This window comes from Pseudomonas sp. FG29, from assembly GCF_057809355.1.
This window is the reverse complement of sequence record NZ_JBMDJU010000013.1, coordinates 12,441-38,274: the sequence shown is the minus strand read 5'-3', so window position 1 is coordinate 38,274 and position 25,834 is coordinate 12,441. Positions and strand designations below refer to the sequence as shown.

Sequence of the window (25,834 nt, the reverse complement as noted above, 5' to 3'; positions counted from 1 at the left end):
CAGCCAAGGCAGGTGGCTTGCCGCGCCACCTGCCGGGTTGTCGTCTCAGCTGACTGGAGCGTCCGGTTGCTGGGCGATCACGCCAGCGGCCTGCTCCTGTTCCAGCGCGACCGGCGTACCTTGCTGAAGCGCACGGGTTTGCTCGTTCATCTGGAAGATCTGGCTGGCCGACCTGAGGTCGACTTCGTTGACCCCGGCAATCGCCTCACGGCTTGCGAAGAACTCGTCCAGCTCACCCAGGATAGCCGCCAAGGTGTCATCGCTCTTTTCGAACGACAGCACGTGACGATATTGCTCCAGGTTCATGCTACCCGGCCGCACGAAAGTGCTGGTCAGCAGCGTGCTGAGCAGGAACCACGGGGTGATGGTCGAGCGCACCACGACGTTTTCCGAACGCGTGCTGTCGTAGATGCTCTGTCCGGTGGATAGCTTGGACTGGGTGTAGGTGCCCTCGATAGAAAGATCGAGCAACAGCGAGCGGAACTGCATTTCAGCCCAGAACACATTGCTCATGCGGCTGATCACCAGACCGAACAACAACAGCAACAGGGGGTAACCCAGCAGCATGAGCTGCTCGGGACGGTAGGCAACCCGCGCCAGATCCCCCAGCAGTACCACCAGCCACAGGGCGCTACCGGCCAGCAAGAGTTGACCCAGCGCGCTGGCAATGCTGCGCGTCAGGCGATAGGCCGCAGTGTGTTCGAGCGTTTGCACCACCGGCTGGGTTTCCACCAGCGTGCGCCCCTTGAAGGCACCCTTGTCCTGGCCGCCCTCTTCCATCATTTCCGGGTTGAACTTCAGGTACACCCGGTTAGGGATTTCCTGGTAACGGCGGTTGGCCAGAATGTGCGCATCGAGGCGAATGAACAGCTCACGCGGCACAAGGTTGCGCTGCCAGTTGTCGCGATGCTCGGAAACCTCGGTATGCGGATCGACGCTGCGCAGGCGCTGCAGCAACATGAACAAGCCCAGGCCGCAGGCCAGCAACGCCAGGCACAGCGCGGTCAGCAGCAGCGGCGTCGGGTTCACCGGCAGGGCAGGGATCGAATGGACGTGGCTGTGAACGTAAACCAGCGCGACCGGCAGCAGGATGGCCAGGCTGATGATGAAACCGATACGCGGCAGACCGATGTTCATGTCGCCCCGGCTGTAGTGCTGCAGTGGATTACGCATGCCGAACCACAGCTTGAACAGATACAGGGTCAGCAGGCAGCCGAGCCAGGCCATCACCGGCGTACCGTTGAGACGTGCCAGGCCGCTGGCACCGGCGAACCAGGCCAGCGCGTAGGTCAGCAGCATGAAAAGGGTCATGCACAGGCCGAACAGCAGGTTTTCCGCCAGGCCGCGGTAGGTGGGCGGCAGGAAGATCAGCTTGGGCACCAGGGTATGAACTAAACGAGCGAAGAGGCTCTGCGGTTCCTTGAAGGTGGTGTTCTTGCGCCCCATGAGCATGTCGTGCAGCTGCTCTGCGGTATAGGCCAACAAGTGACGCGCCTCACCGTCAGCCTGATTCTTCGCCAGGCTGGAAGGCACGTTGCGCCCGACATAAAAGCGAAACACCTTGAGCAGACCATCGCCTAGTCCAACCAGGCCCCAGACCAGCAATAGCAGGCCGACACCAGCATGCAGCCAGCCTTCGATCTCGCGGCGAGAGTCGACCAGGCCCGCGACCTGAAATAGGCAGTACGCCCCGAGCAGCACGACCAACGCGCCACGTGCAGCCACCATTGCACCTTCGATCCGGAACGGATTACCGATGCCCAGCGACTGCGAGCCGAAATCGTATGACATAACAACACTCTTGAATGTTTTGAGTGAACGTAAGGCGCGAGGCCAGCCCATGCATGCCGGGCCAACCTCGCCGAATGTAGCTCACCGCGCAGGGTGGGCCATCACAGGCTGCTGAGTTTCGGGTTCAGTCGCTCGAACAGACGCCTGGCCGAACGCTCATCATCGAGCTTGCTCAAGTCGACCAGCCGAACCTTGTCGGGACTGAGGCTGAGCTCGACACCCTGTGCATCACCCCGTAACAGGTCACCAAGCAAATCACAGGCACCGTCGAGCGAGTTCCCGAGCTTCTCGTCTTCGCAACGCCCGACGATCTCCTTGACCTGCCGCTCGTAATGACGCGCACGCTGCTCGTCGGCACTGCCGGCGGTAGGATCCAGCGGCGTGTTGTAACGCTGCTGCAGAGCGATACTGCGTTTCAGCATGCCGTGATCCTTGAGACTCAGCGTGACACTGGCGATTTCTGCCCGCTCGAGCCCCTGTTCGAACCCCTGAAGCAGACCAAGCACCTGGAAGAGGTTCTCGGCATCGGCCAGTTCGTCCTGCGCACGGACGAGTTGTCGATTGAGGCCACGCTGGTTGCTCAACTGATAGTTGACACGCATCTCGAACAACTCGGGCAGGCTCACCATCAGTTCACTCTCAAGCGTGCCGGCATCATCATCGATGTCAACGAACAGCTCCAGATCCGAAGGCGCAAGGGTCATCAAACCGCTATTGAGTGCAGGTTCAAGATCATGCATGGCACGTCGTGCACCGCCACCGGCCAACGCGCCGATACCGCGCAGATTGGCATAGGCCGAATCATCCGCCTCGATACCCTTGAACTGCAGCCGAATACGGCTGCGCTCGTCACCTTGCAACAGCTCACTGACGGTCATTTCCTCAATTCGCAATGGCGGTTGATTGCGCCCCGTCTCCAGCTCCACACCATGGATGCTAACGCGACCACCGAAGGGGCTCGATGACACCGATTGCCAGTGCAGCTTGTCATCCACCTCCATGTCGTACGCCCAATCCTCAAGGCGCTTCTCGGCCTGTTTTGCGGCATAGGCACTTAACCCCCAGTAACCGGCCGCCAACAGCACAACAGCACCGCCGGCGACTGCCATGACGCTCTTGTTCATTGCTCGTCTCCTTGCTCGACGGCCCGATCCGGCCAGGCTTTCTTGATCACATCCCTGGCACCTTCGACAGTCCAGCTCGGATCACCAATTTCATGACGCAGCAGGGTCAATGGATCACGCAGATCGGCACACTCATCCTCGTTACAGGCAATCAGCGAGCTGGCGGCTACCAACGTCAGTGGCAGTTGCTGGTTATCCAGGCGCTCCCCGTCCAGGCGCGCCTTGCCCTTGACCAGGAACCAGCCCTTATCGGCATCCTGTGCGCTATCGTCGGTATTGAGCACGGCCTGGTAGGGGTATTCGATCTCCCAACCACCTTCGGTTTTGCCACCGATGTAGACGATCTGGCTGTAATCGACCGCATTGCCCTTGAGCATGCCGGCGTAGCTGCCCCCACCTGTTGGCGAGTAACTGGCATCACGACTGATGCGCTGGTAGAGCTCTTCGGGTTTGCGAGTTTCCCGCCGGAATTGACGGTAAAGCTGCAGTTGCTGCTCAGCCTGGCGCCCCAACAGCTCGCGCTGACGTTGCTCCTCGCGTTGGCGCTGCAACTCGGCCTGACGCTGCTGCTCGGCCTCTTTGCGCTCGAAGGCGAACAGATAGTTATCGGCATGTTGCAGGTTGTAATCCCAAACACGGGTGCGATAGCGGCGTGAAAGGCTGATTTCATACAGCCAGAAGTCGCGATCACCTTTGAACAACCCCTGGTCAAGATCGCGCATGGCGTAGAAGCGTAGGTTGTCCAGATCAGGAGCGGCTTGATCCAGACGTGCAGTGGCTAGCTCGATCGTGCGCTTGATGCTGTCGGCATTGCGGAACAGATCGCGATTCTCGGTCAGAGCCAGCAGCATGCCGCTGCCGGCATTCCAGCTACCGTTGTAGTTACGCCCCAGACGCAACAGATAGTGCACCTTGCTGGCTGGCTCACTGAACAAAGACAGCAGCAGGTTGTTGCTGTCGTCAAAGCCGACCACAGGCAGGTCAGGCACCTTGCCGGCAACCGGTAACCCGGCGAGGAACCCGCCGTTATTGAAGCTGTACAGACGCACGCCATCGCTGCGCGTGACACTCAACTTGCCAGGCCCTTGAGCATAACCATCGGTGCCACAGGTCACGCCTTGCGACTCAGCGCGCACATTCTGTACGGGGTCTTCGAACTTAACCGCGAGACGGAAGCGACAGCCGGTCTGGTCGGTGACCTCAGTAAGAAAACTCGCCTTGGCCAGTGCCTCATTCGAAGAGGGAGGCTGCCAGCCAGATACCGTAAAGTCCGGGCTGGGCACGCTGGCAGGTACAGCAGGTGCAGAGCTTGAGGCCGCGTCAGGCGCCTCGGCAACGACTGGCGCAGGCGGGTTGGCCACCTCAGGCGCAGGCTCAGCAAGAGGCTGGGGAGCGGGCTCGACGACAGCCGGTACCTCTGCCACAGGAGCCTGAACCGCCGGGGCATTCGGTGCGTTGACCTGAGCCTGCCAGCCTCCACTCTGTGCAGCACTGCCGCTGGCCAGACGCTGACCGGAACTATCCGTGCTGTACCACTGCAATTGGTTGGCAGCCGCGCACTGATTGCTGATCAGGCCACCCAATTTGGGCAGCAGACGCCCTACAGCGGCCGAGTCCGGCGTTGCGTTGGCGAAGGCGAAGCGCAATTGCAGGCGCTCGCCACACCAGGGCTGCCCATCGACATGCTCAACGAAGACCTCGACATTTTCAGCCTTCGAGTAGGCCAGGCGATGATCAGCCGCCTGAGCCGAAACGGCCAACGCAAGCAAGCTGAGTGCAAGTAAGGATTTCATCGAAGACTCCGTCAGATCAGTTCCCAGGCGCCATCTGCCGCCTGACAGGCCTGCACGGTCTGTTTCTCGTGCCCACCCTTGACGCTGACGTCATAGTCCAAAGTGCGGCAGGTGGTCTGCGCCGCCACAGTCTGCTGCACAGGTGCGGCATCCAGGTCGATGGCATCGAGGTCGATCCCCTTGCTCGATGCGGTACTGCTGTCGAGGCTATCAAGATCGGTTGCGCTATCGACCACAGCCTGTGTTGCGCCAGAAGCTGCAGGCGCCGGCTGTACTTCGGCCACAAGCGGTGCATAGACATAGCCGATGGTCACACCCCGGCGTCCCACCATGATCCAGTCATTATCTGTACGCCCGATAGCGGTGAACGTGGTGTCCACTGGCAGACCGCCGACCTTCTCGGCATTGAGATCAGGCGCGTTGCGTACATTGGCCGATTTCACAGCGCGGTAGGGTTTGTTGATCAACGTCATGTTGGCCACCGGCTGGACAGACGGGGCGCGCTTGACCTCGATCTGACGCTGAACAGTTTCGGTCTTGACCGGCGTGATGGTTGCCGTAGCGCCGCTGTGCGCCGACTCCCATTGACTGCTCTGCCCATCGCGGGAGAACTGCAAGGCTTGCTGCGTCTGTTGGGCCAGAGCCTGGCGGTCGCGCTCATCGAGCTTGGCGCCAATGGTTTTACCCAGATAACCGCCGGCTAGAGCCCCTGCCAGCATCGCCACGGTACGGCCGTTACCGTTACCAATTTGGCTGCCAATCAAGACGCCAGCGGTCGCCCCAACCAGGGTGCCGATATTTTCCTTGTTGACCCACTGATTATCGGAGAGGTTGGCGCACCCCGACGCCATTACGATCGAGGCACCGAGCAAAAAGGCTCCGGTCTTTTTTGCAAACTCCATGGAATTCCCTTCTTCGTGACTGAAAAACAGACGTGTTCAGGGAGGAGCCATGAAATTTGGCTAGATTTTGCGCTCTTCCCTGATGCTGGCGCCAATTTACCCACACAAAGGAATAGCAAAACAACATCGCTCGACATAAATATTCAAAGCCCCACCATCCCATCACGCCTCCGGAGGCACCGACTCATCCCGTTGATTCGCCTCCGTACGGATCAGGGGTTATTCTCAGGCCCTGATCCGTAAGACGAGACGCCGCGTGACAGACGCCTCCTCCCCTACGCCCTTCCAGAAGCTCTGGCTCAGCGAGACGATTCGCCTGCGCGAAGAGCACGCCGGCCCGCTCGACGACGCCGAGGCCAATCGCCTGGCCCGCACCGAAGCGGGCGACCTGGCCGCACGCATCCAGCACCGCGCTCTGCTGCTGGCGCGCCGCGACGGCCAATGGCGAGCATTGCTGCACTGGCAGCAGGGCGCACGCCTGGCTGGCCTGCTGCTGGTGCTGCTGGCCCTGCTCAGCGGTGCCGGCCTGGCACTGGCAGCGCTGGGTGATGGGCGTCAGCCGGTGAATGTGTTCTGGGCGCTGGGTAGCCTGCTCGGGCTCAACCTGCTGATGCTGACAGGCTGGCTGCTCGGCCTGCTGCTGACCCGTGACAGCCCCGGCGCCCTGGGCAGATTGTGGCTCTGGCTCAGCGAAAAGCTGGCGCGCGATGCCAGTGCCGCGCAATTGGCGCCGGCCCTGCTGTTGATGCTGCAACGCCAACGCCTGACCCGCTGGGGCCTGGGCTTGCTGGTCAACGGCCTGTGGACGCTGGCCATGCTCGCTGCGCTGGCCACACTTTTGCTGCTGCTCGCCACCCGCCGCTACGGTTTCGTCTGGGAGACCACCATCCTCGGCGGCGACACCTTCATCGCCCTGACCCAAGCCATCGGCGCCCTGCCCGCCTTGCTCGGCTTCAGCCTGCCGGACGTGGAGCTGATCCGCGCCAGTGGCGATTCCGCGCTGACCAGTGAAATCGCCCGGCAAAGCTGGGCCGGCTGGCTGGTGGGCGTGGTGCTGGTCTACGGCTTGCTGCCGCGCCTGCCGCTCGCACTGCTGTGCCTGTGGCGCTGGCAATCCGGCAAGCGCGCGCTGTGCCTGGATCTCGACCTGCCCGGCTACAACCTGCTGCGCCAGCGCCTGCAGCCGGATAGCGAACGCCTCGGCATCTGCGACCTGGCGCCCGCCGAACTGCATCAGCCGCAAGGCGGTGCCAATGGCCAGGCTGGCAGCGGCGCCCTGCTGCTGGGTCTGGAATTGGACGACCGCCGAACCTGGCCGCCGGCCTCATTGCCCAAAGGCGTGGCCGATGCCGGGGTGATCGACAGCCGCGAACAGCGCCGGCAGTTGCTCGAACAACTCACCCGTTTCCCGCCCGAGCGCCTGGCCATCGCCTGCGACCCACGCCGCTCGCCGGATCGCGGCACCCTGGCGCTGCTCGGTGAACTGGCACGCTGCGCAGGCTCAACACGCATCTGGCTGCTGCCACCCGCCCCTGGGGAAAGCCTGGACAGCGCGCGCCTGGCGGACTGGCACCAGGCACTTGCCAGCCTGGGGCTTGCGCACCGCGATACGGCGCCATTGAGCTGGCTGGAGACAGGGCATGATTAGAGAACCGCAGGCGCACGAGCTCGCTCCTACCTCAATCTACGCTCTGCCTCCGGGCTGCCTGATCGAGGCCACGCCATGACCCCGCCGCTGAAACTCGCCCTGGTCGGCCATACCAACGTCGGCAAGACCTCGCTGCTGCGCACCCTGACCCGCGATATCGACTTCGGCGAAGTCTCGCCACGCGCCAGCACCACCCGCCACGTCGAGGGTGCGCGCCTGTCGGTGGATGGCCAGGCCCTGCTGGAGCTATACGACACGCCCGGCCTCGAAGACGCCATCGCCCTGCTCGACTACCTGGAACGCCTCGACCGCCCCGGTGAGCGCCTGGACGGCCCGGCGCGCCTGGCACGTTTTCTCGACGGCAGCGAAGCGCGCCAGCGTTACGAGCAGGAGGCCAAGGTGCTGCGCCAGCTCATGGCCTCCGACGCCGGGCTCTATGTGATCGACGTGCGCGAGCCGGTGCTGGCCAAGTACCGCGACGAGTTGGCGGTATTGACCATGTGTGGTCGCCCGTTGCTACCGGTGCTCAACTTCGTCGCCAGCAGCCAGCATCGCGAGGGCGAATGGCGTGAAGCGCTGGCTCGCTTAGGCTTGCATGCCCTGGTGGCGTTCGACAGCGTGGCGCCGCCGGAGGATGGCGAACGGCGCCTGTACGAAAGCCTGGCCCTGCTGCTGGAACGCGCACGCCCGCAACTGCAACGGCTGATCGAAGATCACGAGGCGCAGCGCCAGGCACGGCGCCAGGCCGGCCGGCGCCTGATCGCCGAACTGCTGATCGACTGCGCCGCCTGCCGCCGCAGCGTCGCCGCTCAGCCGCTGCTGGAGCAGGCCGCTGTGAGCGAGCTACGCGATGCCATTCGCCAGCGCGAACAGCGCTGCGTCGAAGCCCTGTTACGCCTGTATGCCTTCCGCAGCAGCGATGCCAAGGCGGCCGATCTGCCGCTGCTCGATGGCCGCTGGGGCGACGATTTGTTCAACCCGGAAACCCTCAAGCAGCTCGGCATCAAGGTCGGCGGTGGCATGGCCGCTGGCGCAGCCACCGGCGTGGGTGTCGACCTGCTGGTCGGCGGTTTGACGATGGGCGCCGCCGCCGCATTGGGCGCGGTGATCGGCGGCAGCGCACAGACTCTGCGCAACTATGGAGCAAGGCTGAAGGGAAAACTGAAAGGCCAGCGCGAGCTGACCGTCGACGATGCCGTGCTGCGCCTGCTCGCCCTGCGTCAGCAGCAACTGCTGGCCGCCCTGGACGCCCGTGGCCACGCCGCGATGGACGCCATCACCCTCAGCGCTCCGCAGGAAAGCCTGTGGCGCCAAGGCAAACTGCCCGCCCCGCTGAACGTGGCACGTGCTCACCCACAATGGTCGTCGCTCAATCCCGGGGCACGCCTGGAAGAGGCCGAACGTGCCGAACAGGTAGAGCGTCTGCGCAGCGAAATCGCCTTGTAATTGGTGGGCTGAAGCCCACCAGAGCCACCCACAGCCATCTCAGACGGCCACAGGCGCCTTGATATGCGGGTGCGCTTCATAGCCCACCAGCTCGAAGTCCTCGAATTTGAAGGCCAGCAGATCCTTCACCTCGGGATTGAGCTTCATGGTTGGCAGCGGCAGCGGCTGGCGGGTCAGTTGCAGGTCGGTTTGTTCGATGTGGTTGGCGTACAGGTGGCAGTCACCGCCGGTCCAGATGAACTCGCCCGGCTGCAGGTCGCAGACCTGCGCCACCATCAACGTCAGCAGCGCATAGCTGGCGATGTTGAAGGGCACACCGAGGAAGATGTCCGCCGAGCGCTGGTACAGCTGGCAGCTCAGCTTGCCGTCGGCGACGTAGAACTGGAACAGCGCGTGACACGGCGGCAGTGCCATCTGCTCGACCAGCGCGGGGTTCCAGGCTGAGACGATCAGGCGGCGCGAATCCGGGTTCTTTTTGATCATCTCGATCAGCTTGGCGATCTGGTCGATGGACTCGCCGTTGGGCGCCGGCCAGCTGCGCCACTGGTAGCCGTACACCGGACCGAGGTCGCCGTTCTCGTCGGCCCACTCGTCCCAGATGCTGACGCCGTTGTCCTTGAGGTACTTGATGTTGGTGTCACCTTGGAGGAACCACAGCAGCTCGTGGATGATCGAGCGCAGGTGACACTTCTTGGTGGTGACGAGGGGGAAGCCGTCGGCCAGGTCGAAGCGCATCTGGTAGCCGAACACGCTGTAGGTGCCGGTGCCGGTGCGGTCTTCCTTGAAGGTGCCGTGCTCGCGCACGTGGCGCATCAGGTCGAGGTACTGTTTCATCAGGCGACTCCCCGCACGCGCTGGCGCTTGTAGGCGTAGGCAATCAGACCGAGGCCGCCGAGCACCATCGGTACGCAGAGGATCTGCCCCATGGTCAGCCAGCCCCAGGCCAGGTAGCCGAGCTGGGCATCCGGCACGCGGACGAACTCGACGATGAAGCGGAACACCCCGTAGCAGGCGGCGAACATGCCGGACACGGCCATGGTCGGGCGCGGCTTGCGCGAGTAGAACCAGAGGATGACGAACAACGCCACGCCCTCCAGGGCGAACTGGTAGAGCTGCGACGGGTGACGCGGCAACTGCTGCGGATCGGTGGGGAAGATCATCGCCCAGGACACGTCAGTGGCCTTGCCCCACAACTCGGCGTTGATGAAGTTGCCGATACGCCCCGCGCCCAGGCCGATCGGCACCAGCGGCGCGATGAAGTCCATCAGCTCGAAGAAGCTCTTGCCGTTGCGCTTGCCGAACCACAGGGTGGCGAGCATCACACCGATCAGGCCGCCGTGAAAGGACATGCCGCCCTCCCAGATGCGCAGGATCTTCGCTGGTTCGGCGAGGTACGCCGGCAGATCGTAGAACAACACGTAGCCCAGGCGCCCGCCGAGGATCACCCCCATGGCCACCCAGAACACCAGGTCGGACAGTTTGTCCTTGGTCCAGGTCGGGTCGAAGCGGTTCAGCCGGCGCGAGGCCAGCAGCCAAGCGCCACCGATGCCGACCAGATACATCAGGCCGTACCAGTGGATTTTCAGCGGACCGAGGGCGACAGCCACCGGGTCGATCTGCGGATAAGGCAGCATCAGGAACTCCTTAAACGAGGAAACTCAAACCCACGCTGAACAACAGCAGGGCGAACAGGCGCTTGAGCAACAGCGGCGACAGGCGATGAGCCAGGCGCGCACCAAAACGGGCGAAGAACATACTGGTCAGCGCAATGCCCAACAGCGCCGGCAGGTAGACGAAACCGACACTCCATGACGGCAACAGCGGGTTGCCCCACCCCGTCCAGATGAAGCTCAGGGCACCGGCCACGGCGATTGGCAGCCCGCAGGCCGACGAAGTCGCCACCGCCTGCTGCACCGGCACGCTGCGCCAGACCAGAAAGGGCACGGTCAGCGAACCGCCGCCGATGCCGAAGATCGCCGAGGCCCAGCCGATCACACCGCCCGCCACCGCCAATCCAGGCTTGCCTGGGACACCGCGGCTGGCACGAGGTTTCAGGTTCAGCAGCAGTTGAGCGGCGACCAGCAGGGCGAAGACGCCAATGATCTTCTGCAACCACTCGCCATGGATGGCTGCCGCCGTCAGCGCACCGAGCACGCTGCCGAGCAGGATGCCAAGGGTCAGCCAGCGAAACAGCGGCCAGCGCACCGCACCCTGGCGGTGATGCTCGAGCATGGAATTGATCGAGGTGAAGACGATGGTCGCCAGCGAGGTGCCCACGGCCAGATGCGTGAGAATCTCTGCCGACATACCCTGCGAAGCGAAGCTGAAGACCAGCACCGGCACGATGATCAGCCCGCCACCCACGCCGAACAGCCCGGCCAGCACACCAGCCGCCGCGCCCAGCACCAGGTAGAGCAGCAGTTCCATCGACGTCCCCGAAAAACAAAGCGGCATGGTAGCGGAAATGCCCCGCCAGCGGCAGCCGAATCGACGTGCTGGTTGCCCAGCGGGCGAGCACTCGCTAGCCTGCGGGACTCAGCCTGGGAGAACCTGTCATGTGCCTGATCGTATTCGCCTGGCGGCCGCAAAGCGCAACCGTGCTGCGCCTGGCAGCCAATCGTGATGAGTTCTACGCACGCCCCAGCGCGGCCTTGAGCCAATGGTCGGATGCCCCCGACGTCTTCGCCGGACGCGATCTGGAAGCCGGTGGCACCTGGCTTGGCGTGACCGCGCAAGGTCGCTTCGCCGCGCTGACCAATATCCGCGATCCCCGGCAGAAGGTCGGCCCGCGCTCACGCGGTGAACTGACTGCCGACTACCTGCTGAGCCAGATAGCGCCAGGCGCCTACCTCGACCAGCTCATGCCTCGTGCCGCCGATTACGCCGGCTTCAATCTGCTGCTGGGCGATGCGACCCAGCTCTGGCACTTCAATTCCCAGGAGGGCCAGGCGCGCCGTTTGCAGCCGGGTGTCTACGGCCTGTGCAACGCCAACCTGGATACGCCCTGGCCCAAGCTGCTGCGCGCACGCCAGTCGCTGCAAGAGGCTCCGGATGCCGATGACGAAACGTTGCTGTGGGTGATGGCCGATACAGCGCGACCAGACGACCACCTGCTGCCGAACACCGGCGTCGGCCTGGACATCGAACGTCTGCTGTCGAGCGTTTTCATCGCCAGCGCCGACTACGGCACGCGTGCCAGCACGGTGCTGAACCTAGAACAGGATGGGCGTTGGAGCATCATCGAGCGCAGCTTCGGCCCGCATGGCGCCCTTCTGGGCGAGGTGGCCTTGCAGAAGTAGCCCAAGGCCCGATCTCGGTCGAACGGCCAGCAGCAGAGTGTGCCTTGAAGTAGGAGCGAGCTCTGCTCGCGAAGCTCTTGCCGTTAGCCGTGATTCGCGAGCAGAGCTCGCTACTACATGAAACCTCTGCGCTTGAGCCCTCCAGTCGAGAACCCGCTCCCAGATAATTAGGCTTCAGGCCTGGATATTCGAGGCCGGGTTGATCACCCGCCCCAGGCCCAGATTGCGCAGCGCCAGGTGCAGGGTGCTGTAGATCAGGTGCGGGCTGTCCATGCGCATCACCTGGCCCAGCAGTTCCTTGGCCTTACTCTGGGTGATCTGGCGCAGCAGCCATTTCACCTTGGGCAGGTTGGTGGCGTTCATCGATAGCGAATCGAAGCCCATGGCCAGCAGCAGCACGGCCGCTGCCGGATCACCCGCCATCTCGCCACAGATACTCACCGGCTTGCCTTCCAGATGGGCGTCATGCACCACCTTCTGCAGCGCCTGTAGCACCGCCGGGTGGAGGAAGTCGTACAGGTCGGCCACACGCGGATTGTTGCGGTCGACCGCCAGCAGATACTGGGTCAGGTCGTTGGAGCCAACCGAGAGGAAGTCCACCTGCCGCGCCAGTTCACGGGTCTGGTACACCGCCGCCGGAATCTCGACCATCATGCCGATCGGCGGCAGCGGCACGTCGGTGCCCTCGTCACGCACCTCGCCCCAGGCGCGGTGGATCAGGTGCAGGGCTTCTTCCAGTTCCTGGGTACCGGAAATCATCGGCAGCAGGATACGCAGGTTGTTCAGCCCCTCGCTGGCCTTGAGCATGGCGCGGGTCTGCACCAGGAAGATTTCCGGGTGGTCCAGGGTGACGCGGATGCCGCGCCAACCGAGGAAGGGGTTGTCTTCCTTGATCGGGAAATAGGACAGCGCCTTGTCACCGCCGATGTCCAGGGTACGCATGGTCACTGGCAGCGGATGGAAGGCCTGCAATTGCTCGCGGTAGGTGGCCAGCTGTTCTTTCTCGCTGGGGAAGCGCTCGTTGATCATGAACGGCACTTCGGTGCGGTACAGACCAACGCCCTCGGCGCCACGCTGCTGGGCACGGGCGACATCGGCGAGCAGGCCGGTGTTGACCCATAGCGGCATGCGGTGGCCGTCGAGCGTCTCGCACGGCAGCGCCCGCAGGGCGTCGAGGCCTTCGGTGAGCTGGCGCTCTTCCTCGACCACCTCGGCGTACTGCTTGCTCAGCAGCTCGCTGGGGTTGGTGAAGACTTCGCCGTGGTAGCCGTCGACGATCAGCTTGATGCCATCGATCTTCGAGTACGGCAGGTCGACTACGCCCATCACTGTGGGAATACCCATGGCGCGGGCGAAGATCGCGACGTGAGAGTTGCCCGAGCCGGTCACCGAGATCAGGCCGGCCAGTTTGCCTTCCGGCACTTCGCCGAGCATCGCCGGCGACAGCTCTTCGCTGACCAGGATGGTGTTGTCCGGGTAGACCAGCGAAGTCTTGCGCTCTTCCTGCAGGTAGGCGAGCAGGCGCCGGCCGAGGTCACGCACATCGCTGGCGCGCTCGCGCAGGTAGGCGTCGTCCATCAGCTCGAAGCGCGCCACGTGATCCAGCACCACCTGGCGCAGCGCGCCCTGAGCCCACTGGCCGGTGCGGATGACCTTGCGCACCTCGTTACCCAGAGCCGCGTCGTCGAGCATCATCAGGTAGACGTCGAACAGCGCGCGCTCTTCCTTGCGCAGTTGCGTGGCGAGTTTCTCGGACAGCTCCTGCATGTCCTCGCGCACCCAACCCAGCGCCTTGTCGAACAGTTCCAGCTCGGCGGCGATGTCATCGACACTACGGTCTGGCACTACATTCAGATCGGCCGGCGGCAGCACCACGACAGCGGTACCCACCGCTGCCCCCGGCGCACCCGGCACGCCGACGAACTTGGCCTCCTGCACGCCTTTGCCCTGGCGCCCCAAGCCGCGAATCGAGCCAGTCGCCTCAGCATGGGCGATAACGCCGGCAAGCTGCGCGCTCATGGTGACCAGGAAGGCTTCTTCGCCCTCGTCGAACTGGCGGCGCTCCTTTTGCTGCACCACCAGTACGCCCATCACACGGCGGTGGTGGATGATCGGTGCACCGAGGAAAGAGGCGTAGCGCTCCTCGCCGGTTTCGGCGAAGTAGCGATAGCGCGGGTGACTGGCGGCGTCTTCGAGGTTCAGCGGTTCTTCGCGGCTACCGACCAGGCCGACCAGACCTTCGCTGGGAGCCATGCTGACCTTGCCGATGGAGCGCTTGTTGAGGCCATCGGTGGCCATCAGCACGAAGCGGTTGGTTTCCGGGTCGAGCAGATAGACCGAGCAGACCTGGCTGCCCATGGCCTCCTTGACGCGCTGCACGATGATCGACAACGCCGCCTTGAGATCCTTGGCGGCGTTCACTTCCTGGACGATCTTGCGCAGCGTGTTGAGCATGCTCGGTCAAAATCCCGTAATCAGTCGCGCACACTAAGGCGCGGTGCAAGTTCCTTGAGGGCCCGGCGGTAGACTTCGCGCTTGAAGGTGACCACCTGGCCCAGCGGGTACCAGTAACTGACCCAACGCCAGCCGTCGAATTCCGGCTTGCCGGTCAGATCCATACGCACGCGGTCTTCGGCGCCGGTCAGGCGCAGCAGGAACCACTTCTGCTTCTGCCCGATGCACAACGGTTGACTGTGGGTGCGCACCAGACGCTGAGGCAGACGATAACGCAACCAGCCACGGGTGCAGGCAAGGATTTTCACATCCTGCTCTTCCAGCCCGACTTCTTCATTGAGTTCGCGGTACAAGGCCTCTTCGGGTGACTCGCGATCATTGATGCCACCCTGCGGAAACTGCCAGGCGTCCTGGTTGATACGGCGGGCCCAGAGCACCTGGCCGACATCGTTGGTCAGGATGATGCCGACATTGGGGCGGAAACCATCGGAATCAATCACGGCAAGCAACCTCATAGACGCAAGTTCCGGCATTGTTCCACAAAGCCGACGCCAGCAGCAACGCGGGTTTAGGCACAGTTTGAAAGCCCCGCCAAAGCGGCTATTCTGGCGCGCCGCAAACCCTTGAAGAACAGGTACAGAACCGTGCGCTTGGCCCTTTTCGACCTCGACAACACCCTGCTGGCTGGCGACAGCGACCACAGCTGGGGCGAATTCGTCTGCCAGCGCGGCCTGGTCGACGCCGCCGAGTACCTGGCACGCAACGATGCCTTCTATGCCGATTACTGCGCCGGCAAGCTGGACGTGGTGGCCTACCAGAACTTCAGCCAGGCCATTCTCGGCCGCAGCGACATGGCGCAACTGGCGCAGTGGCACCGCGAGTTCATGGCCGAGGTGATCGAGCCGATCATCCTGGCCAAGGGCGAGGCACTGCTGGCCGAGCACCGCGCTGCGGGTGACAAGCTGGTGATCATCACCGCCACCAACCGCTTCATCACCGCGCCGATCGCCGCACGCCTCGGCGTGGAAACCCTGCTCGCCACCGAATGTGGCATGCAGGACGGCCGCTACACCGGCCAGATTACCGGCACGCCGTGCTACCAGGGCGGCAAGGTAACCCGATTGAACGAATGGCTGGCCGAAACGGGGCACAACCTGGAAGGCGCCTACTTCTATAGCGACTCACGCAACGACCTGCCGCTGCTGGAAGCCGTAGCCAACCCGGTGGCGGTCGACCCGGACGACGTACTGCGTGCCACGGCCATCGAGCGCGGCTGGCCGGTGATTTCGCTGCGCGACTGACGCTTCACTCTCGGCCAGCCAGGAACCATTCCCAGGCGACAGAGGAGTTGCCATGCCGCGCCCCGTCGATCAAGCCGCCTCGCGACCTCTCGTGGTCGTGGCACTGGCGACGGCGCTGTGCCTGGCTGGCGACTCGATGTTGTATATCGCCCTACCTGTCTATTGGCGGGAAGTGGGCCTAGATGCGCTTTGGCAGGTCGGTGTACTGCTTTCGGTGAACCGGCTGATTCGTCTGCCATTCAACCCGCTGATCGGCTGGCTTTATCAACGCATCAGCCTGCGAACCGGCTTGCTGTTGGCCACCTTGATCGGCGCCACCACGACCTTGGGCTACGGTATCGCCAAAGGCTTTATCGCCTGGCTGCTATTACGCGCCGCATGGGGAATCGGCTGGTCGCTGTTTCGCATTGGCGGCCTGTCGGCGGTGGTCTACTGCTCCAACGGACAGTCGCGCGGCCAGGCAATGGGCCTTTACAACGGCCTCTACCGGCTTGGCAGCCTTGCGGGCATGCTGCTCGGCGGATTACTGGTACCCATCTATGGATTACCCGCGCTGGCCTTGAGCTTTACCGGCCTGGCTCTGCTTGGTCTGCCGTTGCTGCTCCGCCACGTCCATCTGCCCTCCGGCTATGGCGAACAGCGGCTCGCACCTGCATCCGGTATCAATGTCCCGCATGAACGAAGGCCGACCAGCGGAGCCTATGCAATCCTCGTCAACGGCTTTTGCGTCGCCTTGCTGATTCAGGGTGTGTTGGCCGCAACGCTGAGCGCGCTGATCGCTCATTTCTACGGCAGCGAACTCGACGTATTCGGCCTGTTGCTCGGCGCCACTGCCTTGTCCGGCATCCTGCAAGCGCTGCGCTGGTCATGGGAGCCCTGGCTGGGTAAACGCGTTGGCGCCTGGTCTGATCGCCCGGCAGGTCGCTCGCGACTCTACGGATGGGCGCTGATGGGGGCTGCGGCGAGCTTTGGCCTGATGGCCAGCGGCCTGCCACTGATCGCCTGGATTGCGGTAAGCGTACTGATGATGCTACTGGCGACCGGGCTGACCACACTATCGGACGCGCTTGCCAGCGACGTCGCCAGCACCGGTAATGTGGTCGCCTTCATGACGCGCTACTCGGTAGCCCAGGATCTCGGCGCCGCGCTTGGCCCCCTGTTCGCCTACCTGTTGATAGGCCTGAACAACGGCTTCGCCTGGCTGTACTGGGGCGGTTCGTTGATCTACCTGTTACTGGCCTTCACCTGGCTACGCCCGGCCAGGCCCATGCACGCCTGATCAGACCGGCTTGGCACCCATCAGCGCCATGATGGCGATCAGCAAGACCAGAATGAGCCCGGCATAGATCAGGCACAGACGCTTGAGCGCTGTCGGCGCCGGCGTATCGCCCAGCGCACGCCAAACAGCCAGACGACCAGCCAGCAGCAGGCCGAGCAACATCATCACGCCATACAGAATGCTACCCAGCAGCAGCCAGGTCTGCCCCAGCGGCCAGCCGGCGGTATTGACCAGCCAGTAGCCGGTAATCGGCAGGCTCAGTGCCAGCACGGCGAATGCCGGTAAGCTGAACAGCAGGGTCACACGCAGTTTGCGCGCCAGCACGGCCGCATCACCACCGCGCTGCGCCTTGAACAGCATGAAACCGTGGGCGATCAGGCCCAGCAGCAACAACACGCCTGGGGCGCTGTGGAGAATACGAACCAGCAGGTAGTGTTCCATCGAGGCTTCCTTTTTAGGTAGGGCGGGTGCAACCCGCCAACGAGCTCTGGCGGGTTGTACCCGCCCTACGGTTCGAACGTATCAGCCCAGAAACAGGCGATAAGCCGGATTCTCGCTCTCGTCCCAGTAGGGATATCCGATGGCGTCCAGCGCCTCCGGCACCAGATGGCGTTCGTCTTCCGGCACCTGCAGCGCGGCCAGCACACGGCCATCGGCAGCGCCGTGGTTGCGGTAGTGGAACATCGAGATGTTCCAGCGCCCGCCCAGCTTCTGCAGGAAGTTGAACAGCGCGCCCGGCCGCTCGGGGAACTCGAAGCGCAGCACCATTTCGTCGCCGACGCCCGCCGCATGGCCACCGACCATGTGACGGATGTGCAGCTTGGCCAGTTCGTTCTCGGTCAGATCCAGCACCGGGAAGCCTTGCGCGCGCAGCCCCTCGACCAGCGCGGCACGCGGATCGTTCTCCGGGTGCGTCTGCACGCCGACGAAGATGTGCGCTTCACGCCCCGTGTGATAGCGGTAGTTGAATTCGGTGATCTGGCGCTTGCCCAGCGCCTCGCAGAAGGTCTTGAAGCTGCCGGGCTGCTCGGGGATGGTCACAGCGATGATGGCCTCGCGCTTCTCGCCCAGCTCGGCGCGCTCGGCGACATGGCGCAGGCGGTCGAAATTGACGTTGGCGCCGGAGTCGATGCCCACCAGCACCTCGCCCTTGGCGCCCTCGCGCTCGACGTACTTCTTGATCCCGGCCACGGCCAGGGCGCCGGCCGGCTCGGTGATCGAGCGGGTGTCATCGTAGATGTCCTTGATCGCCGCACAGATTTCATCGGTGCTGACGGTGATCACCTCGTCGACGTGGTGCTTGCAGATGTCAAAGGTGTGCTGGCCGATCTGCGCCACCGCCACGCCATCGGCGAACAATCCGACGGTCGGCAACACCACGCGCTCGCCCGCTGCCATCGCCTGCTGCAGGCAGTTGGAGTCGTCCGGCTCGACGCCGATCACCTTGATCTCGGGGCGCAGGTACTTCACGTACGCCGCGATACCGGAGATCAGGCCGCCGCCACCGACCGGCACGAAGATGGCGTCGATGCGCCCCTGATGCTGACGCAGCACCTCCATGGCCACAGTGCCCTGACCGGCGATCACCAGCGGATCGTCGTACGGATGGATATAGGTGTAGCCCTTCTCTTCCACCAGTTTCAGCGAATGCGCCAGCGCTTCAGGGAAGGCATCGCCGTGCAGCACCACCTTGCCACCGCGCGAACGCACACCCTGCACCTTCAGCTCCGGGGTGGTGCGCGGCATGACGATGGTCGCCTTCACCCCCATGTGCTTGGCGGCCAGGGCCAGGCCCTGCGCATGGTTGCCAGCCGAGGCGGTGACCACGCCGCGCGCCAGATCTTCGGCGGACAGCTGTGCCAGCTTGTTGTAGGCGCCGCGAATCTTGAACGAGTACACCGGCTGCAGATCCTCGCGCTTGAGCAGAATCTGGCTGCCCAGTCGCTCGCTGAGCTGACGGGCGGGTTGCAGCGGGGTTTCCACCGCGACGTCGTAGACGCGCGAGGTGAGGATCTTCTTCACGTACTGTTCGAGCATGGCGATTTCGCAGGCGTTCGGGCTTGGAGGGGACTGCCGAGTCTACCGCAGCGCCGCGCCAGGCGACCATACGAAACGCACGGGTTTTGCCCCGTCAGCCCAGCACTTGCGGCTATAATTCGCGCCTCGTTCCCCATCTTTCCAGGCATTCCCCCGCGATGAACCAGGATCAGCTGAAACAGGCTGTGGCCCAGGCCGCCGTCGACCACATTCTCCCGCGCCTCGACAGCAAGAGCATCGTCGGTGTCGGCACCGGCTCCACCGCCAACTTCTTCATCGACGCGCTGGCCCAGCACAAGATGGAGTTCGACGGTGCCGTGGCCAGTTCCGAAGCCACTGCCGCGCGCCTGAAAGGCCATGGCATCCCGGTTTACGACCTCAACGCCGTCAGTGATCTGGAGTTCTACGTCGACGGCGCCGACGAGAGCGACGAGCACCTGAACCTGATCAAAGGCGGCGGCGCTGCGCTGACCCGCGAGAAGATCGTTGCCGCCGTGGCCAAGACCTTCATCTGCATTGCCGACGCCAGCAAACTGGTGCCGGTGCTGGGCGAATTCCCGCTGCCGGTGGAAGTGATTCCGATGGCACGCAGCCATGTCGCCCGCGAGCTGGTGAAACTGGGCGGTGATCCGGTGTACCGCGAAGGCGTGCTGACCGACAACGGCAACATCATCCTCGACGTGCACAACATGTCGATCACCGACCCGGTGAAGCTGGAAGCAGATATCAACGCCATCGTCGGCGTGGTCACCAACGGCCTGTTCGCCGCCCGCCCGGCCGATCTGCTGCTGCTCGGCACTGCCGAAGGCGTGAAAACGCTCAAGCGCTAAACCGTAGCCCGGATGAAATCCGGGAACATTGCGTCAGGTTCCCGGATTTCATCCGGGCTACGCAGGGTGGTGCTCACTTGCGCAACAATCGCAATCCGTTGAACACCACCATCAGGCTCACGCCCATGTCGGCGAACACCGCCATCCACATGGTCGCCTCGCCTGCCAGGGTCATACCCAGGAAGATCGCCTTGATGCCCAGCGCCAGGACGATGTTCTGCAGCAGGATCGCGTGGGTCTGCCGTGACAGGCGGACGAAGGCCGGGATCTTGCGCAGATCGTCGTCCATCAACGCGACATCTGCCGTCTCGATGGCGGTATCGGTGCCCGCAGCGCCCATGGCGAAGCCAATCTCGGCCCTGGCCAACGCCGGCGCATCGTTAATGCCATCACCGACCATGCCGACGACCTTACCCTGCGCCTGACGCGCCTCGACCCAGGCCAGCTTGTCTGTCGGCAGCAGGTCGCCGCGCGCCTCATCGACGCCGACCTGCTCGGCGATGGCAGCCGCGGTGTGAGCGTTGTCCCCGGTGAGCATGCAGGTGTGCACGCCCATTTGGTGCAGCTCGCCGATCGCCTCTCGGCTGGTCTGGCGCACCGTGTCAGCCACGGCAAAGAGCATCAGCGCACGCTGCTCGTCGCACAGCACCACCACCGTCTTGCCCTCGCGCTCCAGCGCCTCCAGGCGCTGTTCCAGTTGCGCCGAGCAAAGCCCGAGGTCTTCGACCAGGCGATGGTTGCCGATATGAAGCAGCCTGCCGGCGATCCGCCCCTTGCTGCCGCGCCCCGGCAATGCCTCGAAATCCTCGACCTCAAGCGGCGCCTGCCCCTGCTCCTGGGCATGCAGAGCCAGCGCCCGGGAAACCGGATGGTCGGAGCGCGCGGCCAGGCTTGCCGCCCAGATGGCATGCACGGGCTCAGGCGTTTCCAGCAGGTGAAGGCTGTCGGTCTGCACCGGCTTGCCGTGGGTCAGGGTGCCGGTCTTGTCCAGCGCCAGCAGCGCCAGGTGCCGGCCATTCTCCAGATAGACGCCGCCCTTGATCAAAATGCCCTTGCGCGCCGCCGCCGCCAGGCCGCTGACGATGGTCACCGGCGTAGAGATCACCAGCGCGCAGGGGCAGGCCACCACCAACAGCACCAGGGCGCGGTAGACCCAGTCGAACCAGGCACCGCCCATGACCAGCGGCGGCAGCACCGCTACAGCCAGGGCGAAAGCGAACACTGCCGGGGTGTAGAGGCGCGAGAACTGGTCGACGAAGCGTTGGGTCGGCGCGCGCGAGCCCTGCGCTTCTTCCACCGCATGGATGATGCGCGCCAGCGTGGTGTCGTGCGCCGCCGCCGTGACGCGGAACTCCAGCGAGCCCACCTCGTTGATGGTGCCGGCAAAGACCGGATCACCCACGCGCTTTTCCACCGGCAGGCTTTCCCCGGTGATGGGCGCTTGGTTGACGGTCGAAGAACCGCTGACAACCTCACCGTCGAGGCTGATGCGCTCACCCGGCCGTACCCGCACCACGGCATCGAGATCGATGGCCTGTACATCGATCTCCTGCCAGCTGCCGTCAGCCTGCCGCACCGTGGCACGCGGCGGCGCCAGATCCATCAGCCCACGAATGGCATTGCGCGCCCGATCCAGTGAGCGTGCCTCGATCAACTCAGCGAGGGTGAACAGCACCATCACCATCGCCGCCTCGGGCCATTGGCCGATCAGCAGCGCGCCGGTCACGGCAATGCTCATCAGCGCATTGATGTTGAGGTTGCGGTTCTTCAGGGCGATCCAGCCCTTCTTGTAGGTATTCAGCCCGCACAGACCGATGGCGGCAAGGGCCAGCAACGCCACCAGCCACTCTGGGCCCAGCGAGACGAAGTGCACCCCCTCCGCAGCCGTCGCCATCAGGCTAGCCAGCGCCAGCGGCCACCAGGACTTCTGCTCTGGAGCGGCAACCGGCTGCTGCGTGCGGCCCGCCTCTTCGACCTGCGGGGTAAAGCCGAGGCCGCGAATGGCGGGCAGCACCTGATCCAGTGCACCCTGATCGTGACTGACGGTGAGCACACGCTGCAGCAGATTGAACTGCAGGCCTGCCACGCCAGGTAAGCGGCCCAGGGCATCGCGAATCAGGCGCTCTTCCGTCGGGCAGTCCATCTGTTCGATGCGGATACGGGTGTTCACCGCGCCATTGAGCGGCTCATCGACCGATGACACATAGGTGCCGTGATCATGCTCGGCATGCTCATGGGTGTGATCGTGGCGCGCGGGGGACTGCTCGTGCGAATGGTCGCAGCAGTGGCTCATGGCAACTCTCCGTCAGGTGTCTGTTGCCGAGTACACACCCTGTAGTCACTATAGGGTCAAGCAATCGGAGGGGATTCCATGAAAATCGGAGAATTGGCGAAGAAGGCCGGCTGCCAGGTCGAGACGGTGCGTTATTACGAGCGAGAAGGCCTGCTCCCGGCACCCGCACGCAGCGAAGGCAACTACCGCCTTTATGGCCCCGAGCATCTGGAGCGCCTGGTGTTCATCCGCAACTGCCGCACCCTGGACATGACCCTGGAAGAGATCCAGCGCCTGTTGGCTCTGCGCGACCTGCCCCATGAGAGCTGCGCCGGCATCAACAGTCTGGTGGATGAGCACATCGAGCACGTACAGGCGCGCATCGACAGCCTGCTGGCCCTGCGCAATCAGCTCAGCGAATTGCGTGATCGCTGCAACGGCCCGCAGGAGGCGGAGGACTGCGGCATCCTGCGTCAGCTCAACGTCAGCGGTGGTGTGCAGCCCTTACCCGATGATGGTCATACCCATGTCGGCAAGAGTCATTCGCACTGAGCAGAACCACTCCTAAGGCTTGCGAAAGACGTAGAACAGATTCGGTTCACTGATCAGGTACAGGTTGCCGGCATCATCGGTCGCCACCCCTTCGGCCTGCGGTACGCTGCGTTCGAGGCCATGCTGGCCGCGCAACAGCGACAAGGTGCTGATCGGCTTGCCCTCGGCATTGAGTTCGATCACCAGGCGTGATTCGTCCGACAGCGCCAGCATATGGCCGGTGGCGGCGTCGAAATCCAGGCTCGACAGATCCCGCACGAACAGCCGGGCATCGCGTTTGGGATCGGTATTGACCTGCAGCGCCAGCGGCTTGCTGTCGTCCACGTGCGGGAAGCCAAGCACTTCGAAGATGCGTACCGGATCGCGCTCCTTGGCCACCAGCAAACGCTGGTTGGCGGCGTCATAGGCCAGCCCTTCGAAGCCCTTGTTGCCATTGCGACCAATGCCCAGCGAAAGCTGCTGGAAGTCGGCCGAGTCGAGTACGCGCGTGGCATCGTCGATACGCACCTTGACCAGGCGCTGCTCACGCTCATCGGCAATCACATAGGTGCCGGGGGCCACGTATTCGATGGCCTCGGGATCACCAAAACCTTGCAGATCGATGGTGCGCAGGAGGTCACCCTGCAGGCTCATCTCGATCACCTTGGCCGGCTTGTTAGTGACGCTGAACAGGCTGTTGCGATCCGGATCGAAGGTCAGCGCCGAAACATCACTGATATCGCCGATGGGCTTGGCCTCGATCACTGCGCGGTAGTCGCCCAGCCACAACGACCGCTCGCGCCACTGCTCGCCATGCTGCCACTCCTCGACGACGAACCAGGCACGCTCGAACAGACGATACTGCTGGGCAATTACGCCGACGGCCAGCAGCAGGAAACCAAGCAGATAGAACCAGGGATTGATGGCAAGCAGGCGGCGCATGGGCTCTCTCACGAAAAAACCCGCCACAGCGTGTCTGTGGCGGGTGAGCGGAACATCACGATCAGTTGATCAGTTCGACGCGGTCGACATCGATCTCACGGTTGTTGAAGTCCTTGTCGACTTCGCCGGTCAGACGCACCTTGGCGTTTTCCGAGACGGTCTGGTTCGGCCAGTCTTCGTCGTCGATCTCAACCTGGATGGTGCCGGTGGCGTCCTTGAACTCGTACAGTTCGTCCTGCAGGCGCTTGACGATCTGGCCTTCGAGTACGACGTGGGTATCGTCGGCTGCCTGTTGCGCAGCAGATACGGTGGTGACCTGCGGAGTGGCGCCTGGGCCGGTGTAACCCGTGGCGAAAGCGGCGGTGCTGATCAGGGGCATCATCATCAGAGCGAGAGCGGTGCGTTTCATGCTGTGAACCTCGTAGTTCGTAAGTGACGGGTTCAGATTAGTGCCGCTAGCTGAAGCCAGACTGAATCGCCGCTTAAGCCAAGCTGAACGCTCGCGTCCGCTCAGCCTGCGCCTGGCAGCGACTTGCGAAAGCGGTAGAACAGGTTCGGTTCGGCGACGATATAGATATCACCGCTCTCATCCATGGCCACGCCCTCGGCCTGCTCGATGCTGCTGTCCAGGCCGTTGAGGCCACCCGCCAGGCTGAGGAAGCTGACCGGCTGACCGCTACGGTCGAGTTCCAGCAACAGACGCGATTCATCGGACAGCACCAACAGATGGCCGGTGCGCTCGTCGACGCTGAGCGAGGAAATATCGCGCAGGCCCAGGTTGCCCGCCATCAGCGGCTGCAGCGTACCTGCTGCGCCGTCTTCACCGGGGAAAGGCAACCTGAACAAACCCAGCGGTCCGCGCTCCTTGCCGAGCAACAGGCTATGGCTGCGCGAATCCCAGCCCAGCCCTTCGAAGCCCTTGTTGCCCGCATCGGCAAAACCCAGGTCGAAGCCGGGGAAGTCCGCCGCGTTCAGCTCCAGGGCATTGGCATCGAGCGTGAATGTGGTGAGCAGGCGGCTGCGCTCATCGACGATGGCCATGCGACCGTTATCCATCATTTCCACGCCCTCGGGGTTGGCAAAACCCTTGAGCGGGATACGCCGCAGAATCTCCCCGTCGCGGGACAACTCGACTAGCAATGGATGTTTACCGGTGACGGTGAACAGCGTGCCGGTTCTCGGGTTGTAGGTCAGCCCGGAGGTTTCATCGTCTTCCAATCCGGCCAGGGCCTTGGCCTGCACCACAGCGCGATAACCGGGCAACCAGATACTGGCAAGACGGTTGACCAATGGCGTGGAGCGCTCCTGCCACCAGAGCTGGGCGCGATCGTCCCAATGCTGGGTTTGCACCAGCACGCCTGCGGTCAGCAATGCGCAACCGAGGAGCCAGTTGCGCGGACGGATCAGAGGAGAGCGGAGATAAGGCATCGGCGACGGCTCGGCTGCGCGGTTGCAATGCGACATCCGCTGTCGAGGGGAGTTCCGCCGCGATCAGGCGGCGGTCATCGCTTATAGCACGCGGCTGGTGAAGCGGCTATGACCGACCAGCTCGAGCGCCAGCTCGTCGCCTTTGTTCAGCGCACCGACGCCCACCGGTGTGCCGGTAAGGATCACGTCGCCCGGCTGCAGGGCGAAATGCCCGGCCATGTGCTGGATCATCGACACGATGGGGTTGAGCATGTCGCGGCTGTTGCCGTCCTGGCGGGTTTCGCCATTGATCACCAGGCGAATGCCGATATCGGTCAGATCCTCGATGGCATCGCCCGGCACGAAGGGCGCCAGCACGCAGGCACCATCGAAGCTCTTGGCGATTTCCCAGGGGTAGCCTTTTTCCTTGAGCCTGGCCTGCACGTCGCGCAGGGTCAGATCCAGGGCCGGGGCGAAGCCGCTGATGGCATCGCGCACTTCCTCGGCATCGGGCTTCTTCGACAGTGGTTTACCAATCAGCACGGCAATTTCGGCCTCGTAATGCACCGAACCACGATCCTCGGGAATGCTGAAACCGCCATCGAGCGGCACCACGCAGGAGCCGGGCTTGATGAACAGCAGCGGCTCGGTGGGCACCGGATTGTTCAGTTCGGCGGCATGCTCGGCATAGTTGCGGCCGATGCAGACGACCTTGCCGAGCGAGAAGTGGACGGTGGTACCGTCGACGTACTGGTGCTGATAGCTCATCACCGACTCC

The 25,834-nt window shown here is 63.6% G+C and carries 23 protein-coding genes; 7 read left to right on the top strand and 16 right to left on the bottom strand.

Annotated features, from left to right (window positions below):
- Positions 1 to 45: 45 nt before the first annotated feature.
- The 4 genes from ACODS1_RS14695 to ACODS1_RS14680 form a co-directional block, all read right to left on the bottom strand.
- The gene (locus ACODS1_RS14695) at positions 46 to 1,791 is read right to left on the bottom strand and encodes a hypothetical protein (RefSeq protein WP_322978918.1); all 1,746 of its coding nucleotides are present in this window, start codon (positions 1,789 to 1,791) and stop codon (positions 46 to 48) included.
- Between the two features lie 101 nt (positions 1,792 to 1,892).
- Positions 1,893 to 2,915 carry a hypothetical protein gene (locus tag ACODS1_RS14690; RefSeq protein ID WP_489086237.1) on the bottom strand — a complete coding sequence of 341 codons (1,023 nt, stop codon included), beginning with the start codon at positions 2,913 to 2,915 and terminating at the stop codon, positions 1,893 to 1,895.
- Positions 2,912 to 4,708: a hypothetical protein gene (locus ACODS1_RS14685; protein ID WP_489086236.1), complete on the bottom strand. Its 1,797-nt coding sequence runs from the start codon at positions 4,706 to 4,708 to the stop codon at positions 2,912 to 2,914. Before ACODS1_RS14685 ends, ACODS1_RS14690 begins: the two co-directional genes overlap by 4 nt.
- A gap of 11 nt (positions 4,709 to 4,719) precedes the next feature.
- The gene (locus ACODS1_RS14680) at positions 4,720 to 5,610 is read right to left on the bottom strand and encodes a glycine zipper 2TM domain-containing protein (RefSeq protein WP_489086235.1); all 891 of its coding nucleotides are present in this window, start codon (positions 5,608 to 5,610) and stop codon (positions 4,720 to 4,722) included.
- A 256-nt stretch (positions 5,611 to 5,866) separates the two neighbouring features.
- On the opposite strand from ACODS1_RS14680, the gene ACODS1_RS14675 reads away from it, so the two are divergent.
- Both ACODS1_RS14675 and ACODS1_RS14670 read left to right on the top strand, forming a co-directional pair.
- Positions 5,867 to 7,258 (top strand): DUF2868 domain-containing protein, encoded by a 1,392-nt coding sequence (locus ACODS1_RS14675; RefSeq protein WP_489086234.1) that lies wholly within the window; start codon positions 5,867 to 5,869, stop codon positions 7,256 to 7,258.
- A 75-nt stretch (positions 7,259 to 7,333) separates the two neighbouring features.
- Entirely contained in the window at positions 7,334 to 8,704 is a 1,371-nt protein-coding gene (locus tag ACODS1_RS14670; RefSeq protein WP_489086233.1) for a DUF3482 domain-containing protein, read from the top strand.
- 39 nt (positions 8,705 to 8,743) lie between these two features.
- Here the strand turns inward: ACODS1_RS14670 and ACODS1_RS14665 are convergent, their stop codons facing one another.
- Genes ACODS1_RS14665 through ACODS1_RS14655 form a run of 3 tightly spaced genes read right to left on the bottom strand, consistent with a single transcriptional unit; the run spans position 8,744 to position 11,131 of the window.
- On the bottom strand, positions 8,744 to 9,538 hold the full coding sequence (locus ACODS1_RS14665) for a thymidylate synthase (protein ID WP_489086232.1): 795 nt from the start codon (positions 9,536 to 9,538) through the stop codon (positions 8,744 to 8,746).
- The gene (lgt, locus tag ACODS1_RS14660) at positions 9,538 to 10,338 is read right to left on the bottom strand and encodes a prolipoprotein diacylglyceryl transferase (protein WP_489086231.1); all 801 of its coding nucleotides are present in this window, start codon (positions 10,336 to 10,338) and stop codon (positions 9,538 to 9,540) included. Before lgt ends, ACODS1_RS14665 begins: the two co-directional genes overlap by 1 nt.
- A 10-nt stretch (positions 10,339 to 10,348) precedes the next feature.
- A complete protein-coding gene (locus ACODS1_RS14655) occupies positions 10,349 to 11,131 on the bottom strand; it encodes a sulfite exporter TauE/SafE family protein (RefSeq protein WP_489086230.1) in 783 nt (260 codons plus the stop codon).
- A gap of 128 nt (positions 11,132 to 11,259) precedes the next feature.
- Between ACODS1_RS14655 and ACODS1_RS14650 the strand changes: the two genes are divergently transcribed.
- Complete coding sequence (locus ACODS1_RS14650; RefSeq protein WP_489086229.1) at positions 11,260 to 12,003, top strand: NRDE family protein; 744 nt, start codon at positions 11,260 to 11,262, stop codon at positions 12,001 to 12,003.
- A 174-nt stretch (positions 12,004 to 12,177) separates the two neighbouring features.
- On the opposite strand, the gene ptsP is transcribed toward ACODS1_RS14650, so the two are convergent.
- Together ptsP and ACODS1_RS14640 are read right to left on the bottom strand one after the other, a co-directional pair.
- On the bottom strand, positions 12,178 to 14,457 hold the full coding sequence (ptsP, locus tag ACODS1_RS14645) for a phosphoenolpyruvate--protein phosphotransferase (protein WP_489086228.1): 2,280 nt from the start codon (positions 14,455 to 14,457) through the stop codon (positions 12,178 to 12,180).
- A gap of 20 nt (positions 14,458 to 14,477) precedes the next feature.
- Complete coding sequence (locus ACODS1_RS14640) at positions 14,478 to 14,957, bottom strand: RNA pyrophosphohydrolase (protein ID WP_322978930.1); 480 nt, start codon at positions 14,955 to 14,957, stop codon at positions 14,478 to 14,480.
- A gap of 144 nt (positions 14,958 to 15,101) precedes the next feature.
- Between ACODS1_RS14640 and ACODS1_RS14635 the strand changes: the two genes are divergently transcribed.
- Positions 15,102 to 15,758: a histidinol-phosphatase gene (locus tag ACODS1_RS14635; protein WP_489086227.1), complete on the top strand. Its 657-nt coding sequence runs from the start codon at positions 15,102 to 15,104 to the stop codon at positions 15,756 to 15,758.
- A gap of 52 nt (positions 15,759 to 15,810) precedes the next feature.
- The gene (locus tag ACODS1_RS14630) at positions 15,811 to 17,037 is read left to right on the top strand and encodes an MFS transporter (RefSeq protein WP_489086226.1); all 1,227 of its coding nucleotides are present in this window, start codon (positions 15,811 to 15,813) and stop codon (positions 17,035 to 17,037) included.
- On the opposite strand, the gene ACODS1_RS14625 is transcribed toward ACODS1_RS14630, so the two are convergent.
- Entirely contained in the window at positions 17,038 to 17,478 is a 441-nt protein-coding gene (locus tag ACODS1_RS14625; protein WP_489086225.1) for a DUF2269 domain-containing protein, read from the bottom strand.
- Positions 17,479 to 17,559: 81 nt separating this feature from the next.
- Positions 17,560 to 19,074 carry a threonine ammonia-lyase, biosynthetic gene (gene ilvA, locus ACODS1_RS14620; RefSeq protein ID WP_489086224.1) on the bottom strand — a complete coding sequence of 505 codons (1,515 nt, stop codon included), beginning with the start codon at positions 19,072 to 19,074 and terminating at the stop codon, positions 17,560 to 17,562.
- Positions 19,075 to 19,232: 158 nt separating this feature from the next.
- On the opposite strand from ilvA, the gene rpiA reads away from it, so the two are divergent.
- Entirely contained in the window at positions 19,233 to 19,904 is a 672-nt protein-coding gene (rpiA, locus tag ACODS1_RS14615) for a ribose-5-phosphate isomerase RpiA (protein ID WP_489086223.1), read from the top strand.
- A gap of 73 nt (positions 19,905 to 19,977) precedes the next feature.
- Here the strand turns inward: rpiA and ACODS1_RS14610 are convergent, their stop codons facing one another.
- Positions 19,978 to 22,197 carry a heavy metal translocating P-type ATPase gene (locus ACODS1_RS14610; RefSeq protein WP_489086222.1) on the bottom strand — a complete coding sequence of 740 codons (2,220 nt, stop codon included), beginning with the start codon at positions 22,195 to 22,197 and terminating at the stop codon, positions 19,978 to 19,980.
- Positions 22,198 to 22,275: 78 nt separating this feature from the next.
- Between ACODS1_RS14610 and cadR the strand changes: the two genes are divergently transcribed.
- A complete protein-coding gene (gene cadR / locus ACODS1_RS14605) occupies positions 22,276 to 22,728 on the top strand; it encodes a Cd(II)/Pb(II)-responsive transcriptional regulator (protein WP_489086221.1) in 453 nt (150 codons plus the stop codon).
- Positions 22,729 to 22,740: 12 nt separating this feature from the next.
- On the opposite strand, the gene ACODS1_RS14600 is transcribed toward cadR, so the two are convergent.
- From ACODS1_RS14600 to ACODS1_RS14585, 4 genes are all read right to left on the bottom strand, one after another.
- Complete coding sequence (locus ACODS1_RS14600; protein WP_489086220.1) at positions 22,741 to 23,649, bottom strand: SdiA-regulated domain-containing protein; 909 nt, start codon at positions 23,647 to 23,649, stop codon at positions 22,741 to 22,743.
- A gap of 61 nt (positions 23,650 to 23,710) precedes the next feature.
- The gene (locus tag ACODS1_RS14595; protein ID WP_489086219.1) at positions 23,711 to 24,058 is read right to left on the bottom strand and encodes a NirD/YgiW/YdeI family stress tolerance protein; all 348 of its coding nucleotides are present in this window, start codon (positions 24,056 to 24,058) and stop codon (positions 23,711 to 23,713) included.
- Between the two features lie 101 nt (positions 24,059 to 24,159).
- Positions 24,160 to 25,077 carry an SdiA-regulated domain-containing protein gene (locus tag ACODS1_RS14590; RefSeq protein WP_489086218.1) on the bottom strand — a complete coding sequence of 306 codons (918 nt, stop codon included), beginning with the start codon at positions 25,075 to 25,077 and terminating at the stop codon, positions 24,160 to 24,162.
- A gap of 81 nt (positions 25,078 to 25,158) precedes the next feature.
- Complete coding sequence (locus ACODS1_RS14585) at positions 25,159 to 25,824, bottom strand: fumarylacetoacetate hydrolase family protein (protein ID WP_489086217.1); 666 nt, start codon at positions 25,822 to 25,824, stop codon at positions 25,159 to 25,161.
- Positions 25,825 to 25,834: the final 10 nt, after the last annotated feature.

Excerpts from the sequence above, each read along its gene's own strand:
- ACODS1_RS14695 (WP_322978918.1), bottom strand. The coding sequence starts at position 1,791 with ATGTCATACGATTTCGGCTCGCAGTCGCTGGGCATCGGTAATCCGTTC.
- ACODS1_RS14690 (WP_489086237.1), bottom strand. The coding sequence starts at position 2,915 with ATGAACAAGAGCGTCATGGCAGTCGCCGGCGGTGCTGTTGTGCTGTTG.
- ACODS1_RS14685 (WP_489086236.1), bottom strand. The coding sequence starts at position 4,708 with ATGAAATCCTTACTTGCACTCAGCTTGCTTGCGTTGGCCGTTTCGGCT.
- ACODS1_RS14680 (WP_489086235.1), bottom strand. The coding sequence starts at position 5,610 with ATGGAGTTTGCAAAAAAGACCGGAGCCTTTTTGCTCGGTGCCTCGATC.
- ACODS1_RS14670 (WP_489086233.1), top strand. The coding sequence starts at position 7,334 with ATGACCCCGCCGCTGAAACTCGCCCTGGTCGGCCATACCAACGTCGGC.
- ACODS1_RS14665 (WP_489086232.1), bottom strand. The coding sequence starts at position 9,538 with ATGAAACAGTACCTCGACCTGATGCGCCACGTGCGCGAGCACGGCACC.
- lgt (WP_489086231.1), bottom strand. The coding sequence starts at position 10,338 with ATGCTGCCTTATCCGCAGATCGACCCGGTGGCTGTCGCCCTCGGTCCG.
- ACODS1_RS14655 (WP_489086230.1), bottom strand. The coding sequence starts at position 11,131 with ATGGAACTGCTGCTCTACCTGGTGCTGGGCGCGGCGGCTGGTGTGCTG.
- ACODS1_RS14650 (WP_489086229.1), top strand. The coding sequence starts at position 11,260 with ATGTGCCTGATCGTATTCGCCTGGCGGCCGCAAAGCGCAACCGTGCTG.
- ptsP (WP_489086228.1), bottom strand. The coding sequence starts at position 14,457 with ATGCTCAACACGCTGCGCAAGATCGTCCAGGAAGTGAACGCCGCCAAG.
- ACODS1_RS14630 (WP_489086226.1), top strand. The coding sequence starts at position 15,811 with ATGCCGCGCCCCGTCGATCAAGCCGCCTCGCGACCTCTCGTGGTCGTG.
- ACODS1_RS14625 (WP_489086225.1), bottom strand. The coding sequence starts at position 17,478 with ATGGAACACTACCTGCTGGTTCGTATTCTCCACAGCGCCCCAGGCGTG.
- ilvA (WP_489086224.1), bottom strand. The coding sequence starts at position 19,074 with ATGCTCGAACAGTACGTGAAGAAGATCCTCACCTCGCGCGTCTACGAC.
- rpiA (WP_489086223.1), top strand. The coding sequence starts at position 19,233 with ATGAACCAGGATCAGCTGAAACAGGCTGTGGCCCAGGCCGCCGTCGAC.
- ACODS1_RS14610 (WP_489086222.1), bottom strand. The coding sequence starts at position 22,197 with ATGAGCCACTGCTGCGACCATTCGCACGAGCAGTCCCCCGCGCGCCAC.
- cadR (WP_489086221.1), top strand. The coding sequence starts at position 22,276 with ATGAAAATCGGAGAATTGGCGAAGAAGGCCGGCTGCCAGGTCGAGACG.
- ACODS1_RS14600 (WP_489086220.1), bottom strand. The coding sequence starts at position 23,649 with ATGCGCCGCCTGCTTGCCATCAATCCCTGGTTCTATCTGCTTGGTTTC.
- ACODS1_RS14595 (WP_489086219.1), bottom strand. The coding sequence starts at position 24,058 with ATGAAACGCACCGCTCTCGCTCTGATGATGATGCCCCTGATCAGCACC.
- ACODS1_RS14590 (WP_489086218.1), bottom strand. The coding sequence starts at position 25,077 with ATGCCTTATCTCCGCTCTCCTCTGATCCGTCCGCGCAACTGGCTCCTC.
- ACODS1_RS14585 (WP_489086217.1), bottom strand. The coding sequence starts at position 25,824 with ATGAGCTATCAGCACCAGTACGTCGACGGTACCACCGTCCACTTCTCG.